Here is a 12690-nt window from a genome sequence, read left to right as displayed (position 1 = left end):
ATAATGGAGTAATTGATAATCATTTTCAATTAGATCGGTGAAAGATGACTATGCTTGTAATCAGGAGGGGAATATGAATCCTAACTCTAGCTCACATACGTTTGGCTCAAGTACGTTTGTGAAGACCCGCGATGGTCGCAAATTACATTATATGTCCAGAGGAACAGGAAAACTTACGGTTGTGTTTGAATCCGGTATGGGTGCCTCCAGATCGAACTGGGGATTAGTTGCACCAGCCATTGCTGAGCATGCACGCGCCGTCGTATATGACAGGGCAGGGGCGGGACGAAGTGATGTGGACTCGGCTCCCCGTAGCCTTGAACGGATTGCAGGGGATCTTGGGGAACTGCTGACTGCGTTGGGCTCCGGCCCATTTATTCTGGTTGGACATAGCTGGGGAGGTCCGATTGTGCGGGCTGCGGCGTCTGCACATTTGTCTCGATTACGAGGCATTATTCTGGTGGACCCATCAGATGAGCATTGCGAACTGTATTTTTCGAAAACGGCCAAGAAGAGCTTTGCCATCAATGGTTTCCTTATTCCAATCATGGCACGTACGGGTTTATACAAGTTGCTCGGCAGCAAAGCGGGAAGCATTCAGCCTGCGGATGTGGCGACGGATCATCTCAAAGAGGATTTTACTGTAAGGGCAGCCAGCACGATGCTTGCGGAAGGCAAAACATTTCTGAATGACATGGCAGCATTGTTGGAGCATCCGCCAGCTCTGGGTGATCTGGAAGTCAGCGTGATCTCGGGTACGAAACCGGGTAAGGGAGAGGGGAAAATCAGACCTGCGCTCATCAAGGCGCACCACCAGACGGTGAGCCAGCTATCCAATGCAAGATGGATTGGGGCCGATCAATCGGGACATATGGTTATATATACAGACCCTCAGGTCATTATCGATGAAATTGTACGAATGATAAATGATGTAAGCTCAGGCGCAAGAACAGAACAAAAGTGATACAATACAAAGAAAAGCAGTGCGCGACATTGCTAGACCATAAAAGCGGAGTGTGGAGACAACATGAAACCAGTTGAACAAGAACCAACGGGAACCACAAGTCCCGGTCGTGCCAGTGTTGGCATGGAAGATATCGTGCGCGCACATCATGTGCTGCGTGAGGTCATTGTAAGAACGCCGTTGCAGCGGGACGCTGTATTGTCGGCCAAATATAACTGTAATGTGTATTTGAAAAGGGAAGACCTTCAAGTGGTGCGCTCGTTCAAAATTCGGGGTGCCTATAATATGATTCGCAGCCTGACACCAGCCGAGATGGAGAAGGGTATTGTCTGTGCAAGTGCGGGCAACCATGCTCAGGGTGTCGCTTTTAGCTGTAATGCCCTCGGAATTAACGGCAAAATCTTCATGCCGAGTACAACCCCGAACCAGAAGGTGAAGCAGGTACGACGCTTTGGCGGTAACAACGTTGAAGTGGTGCTGATCGGGGATACGTATGATGATGCTTATGCAGAAGCGATGCGTGCATGTGACGAACAGGGCATGACGTTTATCCATCCTTTTGATCAACCGAAGATTATTGCAGGTAATGGTACGGTAGCGATGGAAATCATGGAAAGTCTCGATGAGAATGCGGACTATGTGTTTGTTACGATTGGTGGCGGAGGGCTGGCAGCCGGCGTGGGGACCTACATGAAAACCGTGAGTCCAGAGACACACATCATCGGTGTTGAGCCGCTTGGGGCAGCTTCCATGAGTGAGGCGATGTTCCGCAAACAGGTTGTAACACTGGATGATATCGATAAATTCGTGGATGGTGCAGCGGTGAAACGGGTTGGTGATCTGACCTATGATATCTGCAGCAGTATACTTGATGACATTGTGAAGGTGCCTGAAGGCAAAGCCTGCACAACCATTCTGGAACTTTATAATGAGAATGCAATCGTGGTTGAGCCCGCCGGTTCCTTGGCTGTTGCGGCATTGGAGCAGTATCGTGAGCAAATTGTGGGCAAGACGGTAGTCTGTGTCATTAGTGGCGGGAACAACGATATCGACCGGATGCAGGAAATTAAGGAACGTTCCTTGATCTATGAAGGTCTGAAATATTATTTCATGGTTAATTTCCCGCAGCGTGCAGGAGCTCTACGTGAATTCCTGGAGGAAGTTCTAGGGAAGAATGATGATATCACCCGGTTTGAATATACGAAAAAGCATGATAAGGAAAATGGCCCTGCCTTGGTGGGCATTGAGCTGATGTACAAGGAAGATTACCAACCGCTCATTGAGCGTATGAACCGCAAAGGTATCGCCTATACTGAGCTGAACAAAAACCTGAATCTGTTCAACATGTTAATCTGATGAATTATTCCAAGATGCAGTCAGGCATGCCATCGGAGGTGAAACTAAGTATGCAAGCAGATCACCACGAGACCTCACCTCTGATCAGACAAGCACGCATAGAAGATGCAGATCAGGTCATTCCATTGTTGGTTCAGGCGATAGGAGATATTGCTTACTCGCTCGCGGGTGAGGCGGATCATGATCAGGCAATGCAGATTTTGCAGGAGTTCTATGTACAGGAAGACAATCGGATTAGTTATCGTCACGTAACAGTGATGGACCAGGATGGGTTGGTCGTGGGAATTCTCGTAGCCTATGATGGCGGTGAAGCGGATCGGCTGGATCAGCCGATACTGAATCGCCCTGGACGAAGCCGGGAAGAGAAGTATGCATTGGTCAAGGAAACCCGTCCGGGTGAGTATTATCTGGATACTCTCTCCGTAAGTGAAGCGGTTCAGGGGCAGGGCATCGGTCGGGCACTGATGGCTGCTTTTGAGCAGCAGGGCAGGGATCTGGGTCACTCCCAGGTATCTCTGATTGTAGAACGGGACAACGGCCGTGCGCTAATGCTCTATGAACGGCAGGGATATGTCAAAGACGATGTGATTGTCATCGCAGGACATGAGTATAGTCATATGGTCAAACCGATTCAATAAAGCAAGGAACCAGAACCAAAAAAACCGCTACAGGGGAGATCCTGCGGCGGTTTTTTTGTCGTAATGCTATGTTGTACCTTAGCTTGAATGTAGACCTCAACGTTAATTTGAGCAGGAGCGGATTAACTCAATAATTGGCATAGTCACTGACAGGTACATGCTGCTCCAGCCATTTCTCGACAGCAGCCGTTTTGTCGAAATTGGCTTCGGTTACGACGTCCATGAACTTTTCGAGCTTGGTCAGGAAGGCACTGTCTTCGGATGAGTTACGTTGTAAGACAGCTTTGTAACCTTTCTGGGCATTGGCTGTCATTTTGTTCGTTTCATAATCAAACAGCGGTGTATTGTTCAGCCCATAAAACGTATACAAGGTATAGTTATTCATGAGGTTGTTCACTTGTTTTACCCGATTGGACTTCGGATATTCATTCAGGAATCGTTCCTGATTCAAAGCGCGATTGAGTATCTCCTGATAGCCAATAACCAGTGCACCATCATCGGCGGCAAGGTTGCTGGTTTCGACTGCCATGATATTAATGTATTGTTTGATGTCCGGCTTCACGTACGAGATATATTTCTGAAAAGCCATATAGTTCATGATTGGATAAAGAGAACCTTCAAGCATGACGAGGCGGTAGCCGCTGTCACGGGCTTCTTTTAACAGTGCACGTAGATCCGAGTCCTGGGTACGCTCCATAAGTTTGGTGAAGCTATCATTCAACTTGTAAGCCTTGATCATCTTGTCCTGAACGTTAGGAACGAGCAGGCGGTCCGTCATGGCGCTTAGCGCCTGCATGCGAGCATTCTCCAATTGAAGCACCATCAGGGTGGCGTGATGCTTTGTTACTTTTTTGATATGAGATTCCAGATAGGTATCTGCGGTAGGTAAGCCGTTCTTTTTGTAGAGCATGGACTGAAATGTTTGATATATCTTTGTTGAACTGGCAGTCGTGACTTTGGATTCTGTACTGGAAGAAGCGGCAGCAGCGACTCCGGATAATGGAGCGACAGCCGTTTGTAGCAGCATGAGGATGGCGGTGGCGGTAATGAAGGTGCGTGTGCCTTTACGTTTGGCAGATTGGAACGATGATGTCATAGATATGAACCTCCCGTAGTTAAGAAAATGATAGGCGTTGTTCACTAGTCACTATACATTAACGTACTTGAGGACGGATAGGGTTGCGGAATGGTGACAAATTCTTCTGTTATTTTTAACTTTTGGAGGGTGGAAGATAGAGGGAGATTTCTGCGAAAATATTTTTTGTACAACTGGAAACTTTTGAGGTGATCTGAACGTCTTAGATGTGCACAGGTAAATACAGGAATTAATGAAAGAACAGCGAATCTATTTCGATGTTAACTAATTGCGAGAATGGGGATATGGGATATGAGGAAAGCGGGAGGAAAACAAGTGAAGAAGGTAATGTCAGCGCTGGCTGTATCGGCCATGCTGATGTCCGCACTTCCAACGTCGGTTATGGATGCAGCTGCGAGAATCAGTATATATATTAATGATGCAGAGTTATCATCTGCTCAGGCACCTGTGATGAAAGGTGGACGCGTACTGGTTCCGCTTCGGTCAATTTTTGAAGGATTGGACGCGAAGGTACAGTACACGAACAGAACCAAAACGATTGTTGCAACTCGCGACGATCAGGAAGTTACATTGACACTCGGTTCCAAAACGGCATACATCAACGGAGAAGCGATCTCGCTCGATGTACCTGCAAATACGATTAAAGGCAACACGATGGTTCCCATTCGTTTTGTCAGCGAAGCTTTTGGAGAAAAAGTATTCTGGAACTCGCGTAATCAGCGTGTGGATATCAAGACAACGGCTACACCTCCAGTGGATGAGACACAATATGCTGCATGGAACATCTATGGATCGGTATCCGGCAGTAATGGAGATGGTCGTGACCTGACTGTGAGCTTCACACGTCCAACTTCGGAGAAGGCGGTATCTGCTTACCGGATTATGCTGGTGAAAACACGCGATGTGAATACCTTCACGGAGTCTGCCGCGTCTGCCGTACCTTCTGCAAACTATACATCTGTAACACCGAATGGCAGCAACCCGAAACTGACGCTTAATGCACAGACGCGTGACGTAAACGGGGATTTGCTCAATAGCAATGAAACGTATCGCTTGTATGTCCTGACTGTTGGTAACAGCAGCAATAATTATAAAAATGCATTGAACTGGTCTTCCCAAGCATTGAAGCTCAATATTGTGAAATCTACAGTACAGGCGGTTACAAGTCTGCGTGCTGCAGATATTAGTGATTATGGCGATGGCCGCGATCTGGAGATTAACTTCACACAGCCGAGCACGACATCGAACATTACGTATTATCGTGCATTTGTTGTTAAAGCGAAGGACTCTTCTGCATTCAATCTGGCTGCAGCGAATAAAGTGTCCAGTGCAAATTCCACGATTATATACAAAGGCAACACTGCTGCGGTCAAAAGCCAGCTGACTTCTTCGACACGGGACACGTCCGGCGAATTGATTAAAAGCGGTACAGCGTATGTCGTGTATATCTTGTCCGTAAGCACAAATACAACAACAGACAGCAAGCTGTCCGCAGCATCATCTTCACTTACATTGTCCGTGAACACAGCAACATCACCAGTGATTACACAGGTGAGAGACAATTCGGATTATGGGGATGGTCGTGATATTCAGGTGAGCTTCAACCGTTCTTCGGATGAGTCCAAGGTGGCGAATTATCGCGTCTTCGTGGTGCGCAACTCGGTTGCCAGCAGCTTCAATCTGACAACAGCAAGCAACCTGTCCTCCAGTCTGTACTATACGGTGAACAAAACAGGCAACAACATTACAACGACATTGCCGTCATCCATGAAGGACACCAGTGGTTATAACGTAACGAATCTGCAAGATTATCGCATCTACGTGATGGCAGTGGGCAATCAGCAAAATGGATACACCAATGCGCTGTCAGCTTCCTCCACTGTGCTGAGACTTACAACGAACGGTAACGCGGGAGTGATCAGCAACCTGGCTGTTGCGGATATTGGTGACTACGGTGATGGTCGTGATCTGCGGGTCTCTTTCAACAAAGCCGCGGATGAATCCAGAATCTCAGCCTACCGTGTATATGTCGTTCGTTCCGCTAATGTGGGCAGCTTTACGCTGAGCGCAGCTAATGCGTCGAGCAACTACACACAGGTGAACAAAACGGGTGGTAACCTGTCCTTTACGCTTCCGAACTATGCGGTAGATACCAATGGTTATACCATTACCAATAACGTTGCTTATCGGGTATTCGTGCTGTCGGTGAATAACAACGGAAACTCCAGTCAGAATGCTCTGTCTGGTTACTCTTCACAGATTACGTTGTCACAGAACGCCGCTATAACGGCTCCGAGCAATGTGGGTGCAAGTGATATTGGGGATACTGGAGATGGACGTGATCTGCGTGTGACGTTTAATAAATCGGCAGATGAGACGAATGTGAATCATTATCGGGTGTTTGTGGTGAAAAATGCGAATGCAGGCAGCTTCAATCTGAACGCAGCCAATGCGGTGACTAGTTCCAATTATACGTATGTAAGTAGAACGGGAAATAATCAAACGATTACCTTATCTAATGGTTCGAGAACAGTGGATGGTGACTCGATTCGTAACGATGTAGGCTATCGAGTTTACGTAATGGCTGTGAATAACAATGCTTCTCTGACGAATGCATTGTCATCGCCTTCCGGCGCAATCACACTGACTTCGAATGCCACTGTAGAGGCAGTTGGCAAGGTAGAGGCAACTGTGAAAGATGCATCGCAAGCTGCCGGCAACGTAACTGATGTAACAGTTAAATTTACGAAGCCTGGTAACGAGACAGGCATTAAACGGTATGTGCTAATGGTTGTGCCTGCTGCAACGGCATTTGATCTGAATGCAGCCAAAACAACTGCAAATTCAAATTTTGCAACAGTTGTTAATACTAGTCCTACAGACTTGCCGCTTTCATTGAAGGACAGTAATGGCGTTGATATCAAAGCAGGAGTTTCATACAAGGTGTATATACTATCGGAATCATCAGATAGTAAGTGGGAATCCAATTTGGCATCTTCCCCTGTTTTCACGATCAACGCAAAGAAACAGGCACCAACGCCTGTTGAGAAGGTAACAGGTGTAAATGCAGCAGTAACTGATAATTCCATCAATGTAAGTTTCACTAAGCCGACTAATGAGGCAGGCATTGCTCGTTACGATGTGTACATTGTTAAAGAAGGGGGCAGTACAGGTACTTCTGGTACAGTTCTAACCACAGTAAGTACGGGTACCGCTCCATGGACAGCAACAGTGGGTATTACAGCTAAGGATTCAGATAATGTAGATTTTGGAGCAGGGAAATACCGTGTTTTGGTAGTCGCAGTGGCGAGTGACACATCGTTAAATACATCAGTCACCTCTGAAGGGACTTTGACCATTCCGCCAGCTTCTTCTGGTACTGATCAGGGAGCCGACAATACAGGTAAATCCTCTAATCAGGATACCGATGCAAGTGCCTCCGGTGGTAGTGGTATTTAAGTATCAGCTTGAGATACCTCATAAAACAAACAAAGTTTAACACTTGGATGAATACATCATCTAGATGAGTGACAGAGGTAGTGAAGGGCACGGAATCGATTCTGAAGAAGCGGCAGCGTTCGCCTTTGTCTCCGAATTTCTACCTTTTAAAGGTTAATCAAGAAAATTTGGAGACAACAGCGATCGCAAGAACGATCCGTGACCGGAACGGTCACTCAGAGAAGCGCAATCTATTTTCAGTAAAGTAACATGTTAACTCCCTTTCCAAAAGAGAAGGGGAGTTTTTTAATTACCCTTTTGAAAATCTTGTCGCTAAAAAGGGTACTTAGACCATTGTTGGAACAGGACAAGCCGGTGGATAATAGAAGGAATAAGCTAGAAGCCAATGAGCCGAAAGGAATGATGGAATGCTTGCATTTCGTTTGACGGGCCTGCCGGATTCCCGGTTGCCGCTGTACCTGTATTGTGTGGGCACGCAGGAAGAGAAAGTTCTGCATAGACCGGATGGATTTCCGGTGTATCAGTTGTTTTTGTCACGCGGCGGTGAAGGGCAGTTCAGGATTCCGGGAAAAGGGACATGGACGATGGGAGCAGGGCAGTTATTCATTGTGGAGCCCGGGATTGCGCATGAGTATGTGCCTCATTCCAAATCCAAAGGTGAACTTGGTTATATCGGTATTGGCGGTGCATCGACTGGATCGGTACTTCATAGCGCGGGTTTGCTTCAGAACGAGCCGTACCCCATCTCCGGTTTTGAATTCATGTGGTCGCGGTTAACAGATCTCTGGCAGGGACTGAATCAAGGAGTAACGGAGATGTGGAATACTTCTGCCCTGATCTACCAGCTCATTCTGGATATAGCACAATCGAAAATTGCATCGGATATCGGTCGTGTGGATATTGGATCATCCATGGTGCAGGAGGAGATAGTAACCCGTTCGAATCAGGAGTCTGACCCAGGCAAAGATGCACTCATCCGAGCAGTAGCATTGATGCATACACATTATCAGGATGACCTGTTATTGAGGCATGTCGCGGATGCAGTGGGTTATTCGGTGCAGCACCTCAATCGATTGTTTCATCATCATTATGACGTGACAGGACATCAATATATGCAGCGATTGCGTTTGCAGAAGGCTTCGGACTGGTTGGACAAGCATCCAAGCGCAAGTGTGCGAGAGGCGGCAGAGACGATAGGCATGGAAGTGAACTATTTTATCCGGATGTTCAAGCGGGAGTTCGGCGAGACGCCAGGCAAAGGAATTAAACATCGCAATCAGCTCCAAATGGAAAAAGGGACCCTCAAGGCCCCTTAATCGCTTATATAACGTGTTATGCTGTTTTCTTTTGACCGAATAGAGGCCTTAACGTAGCAAGCCCCACAATGCCGATCACCGCACTCACCCATGGAGCTAGTGCGAATACAGGAAGTTTATCCCGTAGTGGATACCCGACAAACAGCACGAGTACCACGACCACGATGTAGATGACGATCCCCCGAATATTGAGCTTAGGTACCTTATTTCGGTCCGCTCCTTCATCGTCTGGTCGCTCAGCAAGACGGCGAAGCATTTCCACCAATGCGATTCCGCCGACGGCTGCAACGATTAAGGAAAATAGACTGATGTGTTGGAACGGTTCTGTATCTCCGCCAGTCCAACCCACGAACAATCCTGCACACCCTTGGATCAGCATGACAAAAGACAGTGCGGCCCATGCGATCATGGCATACCACTTTGGTGTCCGTTTCGCTGGCTCGGCATTCTCCGTTGGCTGTGGTTCAGCATCGTTGGCTTTCTTTTTCGATGAAGCTGATGCATTCTGACTACGGGTTGGGGAGGATTTACCCACCTCAACGGCGGCCGTCTTCTCCGGTGCTGTATCTGTTATCCCGAGCTGTGCATGGATGTCTTGTTCCAGATCAGGTCCGTATAGCTCGCGAGCGGGTTTGTTATCCCGCTGAGCCTGTACGATCGCTTTTCCTGCGGAGAGAATCCATTCTTCCTGTGTTCTCTCATCCGCTGGCGCATGACGCGCAATGGTGCTGATCTCGTCATACAGCTTCACATGTTCAGGTGTCATACGACTCATCTCGGTAATTTGCCGATTCTGTATTTCTTTCAGTTTCTTATAGGAAATCCCCAATGATTGCTCCCCCTGTCTACACACGTTCTGATCTTCGAATGATCTGAAGACCCTGACGGTATTTTAGTATACGGGAAGGGCTCTCGTTTCGCAAAGTCATTCCTTATTAAAAAGCTGCTCATGGTTGGTCCATATCCCCACACAGGCCAGAATGACACAGGTGCATAACAGTACCAGTTTAGCGTGATCTTGAATCCACTCCAGTAGATGTTCCATGAATTCATTCCTTTCGGCAGAAGGACTCCGAGGCATATACTGCCATGTATTGTTCATTTATTTTCCCCCGTTGATGTGAAAAAATACCCTCATTCTTCCCAGATCTAACGATTGTGTGACGTATGCATAAAGAGCAGCCGATTCCATCACAATAGTAGCATTTCCAACAGAAATCCAAGATTGGAGTGTGCTTGTGATGGATAAACAAACAGATTTGACGCGGAAGCTGCTGCTGAACAGCAACTCCCGTGGAGTCGTAGACGAGGTTGTATCCTTTGAGGAGAATCTGGAGGACACGGAGTATGCAGAAGAACTGACAGACGGCAACTTGAGGGGAAGAAGTTTCTGGGATAACAGTGATTCGAGTCATGAGCATGAGTGGAATGGACGGATAGAGACCCACGAGATGTTCCGTAGAAGCTACGAATAAAGATCCTGCAACACTTGGTTGAAATGCCGACAGATATCCGGGCCAGCTGTTATCAGCGTGGCTCATTTTTTTGCGCTCATCCGCCGATAAAATGTAGACTAGCAGTCGACGTAGAAAGGGTTCTTACTTACGTTGACTTGCAGGGTACGGGATGATAATATATGAATAACATCTTAATACACACTAAACTTATCGGATTATATATATTTAATAAATGGAACTCAACAGGCTAAGCGTGGAAAGGGGAAATCGGTATGGAACGTCAGATCAGTATCCGACATGGGCAGGAAGAATTAACAGCCACGATTCATTATCCGGTTGTGAAAGATATCAAGGAGGAGAAGAGTCAGCAGCGCGTACCTCTGGCAGTCATCTGCCACGGCTTCGTTGGTAGTCGGATCGGCGTGGACCGTTTGTTTGTCAAGACTGCACGGGAGCTGGCGGAAGACGGTTATCTGGTTCTGCGTTTCGATTATATCGGTTGCGGAGAGAGCAGTGGGGAGTATGGAGCCGAGGGATTGGAGTCCATGGTGCTGCAGACCCGTTCGGTGCTGGATTATGCGGTCAATTGCAGTGATGTAGATCCTACGCGTGTGACACTTATTGGTCATAGTCTGGGTGGCGCCGTTGCATTACTAACGGCTGTTCGCGACAAACGTGTCAAGAACCTCGTAATGTGGTCCTCCGTGGGTTATCCGTTCAATGATATCGTGAAGATTACGGGGCGGGAAGTTTACGATGAAGGCGTGAAACTGGGTGCAGCTGACTATCTCGGATACAAATTCACACCGACATTCTTCGAGTCTCTCGCTGAACATCAGCCATTCCAGGAAGCAGTCAAGTTTAACGGGGATGTTCTCGTCGTGCATGGTACGTCAGATGAGATTATTCCTGTAGACTATGCATTCCTGTATCAAAAGGTATTCTGGATGCGCCAGGAAGGCCGATGCGACAAGGAAATCATCTTCCAGGGCGATCACACCTTCTCTTCAGGTAAAGAGCGGGAACAGCTAATTACACGTACCAGAGAGTGGCTGGGCGAGCGTCAGAAGATTGAGCAGGATTGGCAGCACTGGATGATATAAGCGGCAGGATTGCAACGGTTTGGGGATGTCAGCTTGGAAAAGCGCCTTCTTAGGGGTAAAATAGAAGAGTAAGCATTCTATCCGTGTCTGGAGGTTGGCAGCAATGACATTACCTGCACTTTTCATTGCGCATGGTTCTCCCGCTCTGGCGGTGGAGAGCAATGACTACACTCACTTCTTGAACCAGCTTGGAGACAGGCTGCCGGCTCCGAAAGCCATTGTCGTATTTACGGCACATTGGGATTGTCCTGAACCGTCCGTGACGATGGATGATACACATCAGACCCTGCATGATTTTTATGGATTTCCTTCTACGATGTATACGATTGAATACCCTGCTTCCGGGCAGCCAGATCTGGCGAACGAGATATGTGCTTTGTTCACCCGCAGCAACCTGGCGCATCAGCCGATTCGAGGACGAGGCCTGGATCATGGCGTATGGGTACCGCTGCTACATATGTACCCCGAGGCGAATATCCCTGTGATCGCTGTGTCGGTAGACTCACTGCGTACGCCACAGGAACAGTATGATATTGGCCGAATGCTGGAACAGTTGCGTCATGATGATGTCCTGATTATTGGCAGTGGTGGAACGGTTCACAATTTACGATTGTTGGGCGATACGGATGAACCGCAAGAGTGGGCGGTGGATTTTGATAACTGGATCGGGGAGCGCTTGGAGCAGTGGAACACAAGAGAACTGTTTCAATACGAGAAAAAAGCCCCTCACGCACGCACGGCTGTTCCATCGTATGGTACAGAGCATCTTGCGCCTTTGTTCTACGCTATGGGTACAGCGGATATGTCCCGATCAGCGAAGCGTCTATTCCAGTCTTATCCGTATGGAACGCTTAGTTTAAACTGCTGGCAGTTTGGAGACGGCGTGTAACTTGGAACAGACAAGAACAAGACTAGACCTATGAATGAATATAAATAAGCAAAAGGTTCCTGCAGTCAGTTAGTTGACGGCGTGGAACCTTTTTTTGATATTCAGTTACTTATAAGACTATTTGCGAATTTCGAACAATTCACATTCCGTACGTGAGTGATAGGCGAGTTCACTGACACTGGACTGAACAACAACGGTGTTCTCATCAAATCGGATGATAATACCTCCAGAGTCAATCTGATGGTTATCTTTGAATACCCGAATTTTATGTTTTAAGGTCATGGCTTCTTGGAAATCGACGTCAGTTTCGAGACGGCGCTGCGTAGGCATTAGAGATACTCCTTTGTTCTGTTGGACTTTATACCATCATAATATGGGATTCTACAGGTGAGCAAGTATATGCAGCTGGATA

12 protein-coding genes are annotated in these 12690 nt (G+C 47.5%); 8 read left to right on the top strand and 4 right to left on the bottom strand.

Translation table 11 applies throughout. The features are described 5' to 3' along the window. Positions 1 to 73: 73 nt before the first annotated feature. From ACTHPG_RS25645 to ACTHPG_RS25635, 3 genes are all read left to right on the top strand, one after another. Entirely contained in the window at positions 74 to 964 is an 891-nt protein-coding gene (locus ACTHPG_RS25645; protein WP_440392204.1) for an alpha/beta hydrolase, read from the top strand. Between the two features lie 63 nt (positions 965 to 1027). Further along, entirely contained in the window at positions 1028 to 2320 is a 1293-nt protein-coding gene (ilvA, locus tag ACTHPG_RS25640; RefSeq protein ID WP_440392203.1) for a threonine ammonia-lyase IlvA, read from the top strand. A gap of 50 nt (positions 2321 to 2370) precedes the next feature. Further along, a complete protein-coding gene (locus ACTHPG_RS25635) occupies positions 2371 to 2958 on the top strand; it encodes a GNAT family N-acetyltransferase (RefSeq protein ID WP_440392202.1) in 588 nt (195 codons plus the stop codon). Between the two features lie 127 nt (positions 2959 to 3085). On the opposite strand, the gene ACTHPG_RS25630 is transcribed toward ACTHPG_RS25635, so the two are convergent. Next, a complete protein-coding gene (locus tag ACTHPG_RS25630) occupies positions 3086 to 4054 on the bottom strand; it encodes a hypothetical protein (RefSeq protein ID WP_440392201.1) in 969 nt (322 codons plus the stop codon). Positions 4055 to 4369: 315 nt separating this feature from the next. Here ACTHPG_RS25630 and ACTHPG_RS25625 point away from each other — a divergent pair, with 315 nt between their 5' ends. Beyond that, positions 4370 to 7513 (top strand): stalk domain-containing protein, encoded by a 3144-nt coding sequence (locus tag ACTHPG_RS25625; RefSeq protein WP_440392200.1) that lies wholly within the window; start codon positions 4370 to 4372, stop codon positions 7511 to 7513. A gap of 407 nt (positions 7514 to 7920) precedes the next feature. After that, positions 7921 to 8829 carry an AraC family transcriptional regulator gene (locus ACTHPG_RS25620; RefSeq protein ID WP_440392199.1) on the top strand — a complete coding sequence of 303 codons (909 nt, stop codon included), beginning with the start codon at positions 7921 to 7923 and terminating at the stop codon, positions 8827 to 8829. Between the two features lie 16 nt (positions 8830 to 8845). Here the strand turns inward: ACTHPG_RS25620 and ACTHPG_RS25615 are convergent, their stop codons facing one another. Beyond that, on the bottom strand, positions 8846 to 9658 hold the full coding sequence (locus ACTHPG_RS25615; protein WP_440392198.1) for a hypothetical protein: 813 nt from the start codon (positions 9656 to 9658) through the stop codon (positions 8846 to 8848). 96 nt (positions 9659 to 9754) lie between these two features. After that, positions 9755 to 9931, bottom strand: coding sequence for a hypothetical protein (locus ACTHPG_RS25610; RefSeq protein ID WP_440392197.1), 177 nt, complete (start codon positions 9929 to 9931; stop codon positions 9755 to 9757). A 139-nt stretch (positions 9932 to 10070) separates the two neighbouring features. On the opposite strand from ACTHPG_RS25610, the gene ACTHPG_RS25605 reads away from it, so the two are divergent. From ACTHPG_RS25605 to ACTHPG_RS25595, 3 genes are all read left to right on the top strand, one after another. After that, positions 10071 to 10304 (top strand): hypothetical protein, encoded by a 234-nt coding sequence (locus ACTHPG_RS25605; protein ID WP_440392196.1) that lies wholly within the window; start codon positions 10071 to 10073, stop codon positions 10302 to 10304. A gap of 254 nt (positions 10305 to 10558) precedes the next feature. Further along, a complete protein-coding gene (locus tag ACTHPG_RS25600; RefSeq protein WP_278296936.1) occupies positions 10559 to 11389 on the top strand; it encodes an alpha/beta hydrolase in 831 nt (276 codons plus the stop codon). Positions 11390 to 11492: 103 nt separating this feature from the next. Then, positions 11493 to 12278 carry a DODA-type extradiol aromatic ring-opening family dioxygenase gene (locus ACTHPG_RS25595; RefSeq protein ID WP_440392195.1) on the top strand — a complete coding sequence of 262 codons (786 nt, stop codon included), beginning with the start codon at positions 11493 to 11495 and terminating at the stop codon, positions 12276 to 12278. Positions 12279 to 12395: 117 nt separating this feature from the next. Here the strand turns inward: ACTHPG_RS25595 and ACTHPG_RS25590 are convergent, their stop codons facing one another. After that, complete coding sequence (locus tag ACTHPG_RS25590) at positions 12396 to 12608, bottom strand: hypothetical protein (protein WP_440392194.1); 213 nt, start codon at positions 12606 to 12608, stop codon at positions 12396 to 12398. Positions 12609 to 12690 lie beyond the last annotated feature (82 nt).

This window comes from Paenibacillus sp. SAF-068, from assembly GCF_051967555.1.
GTDB lineage: Bacteria > Bacillota > Bacilli > Paenibacillales > Paenibacillaceae > Paenibacillus.
The sequence above is the reverse complement of the archived record's forward strand: the minus strand, read 5'-3'. Positions and strand labels throughout refer to the sequence as shown.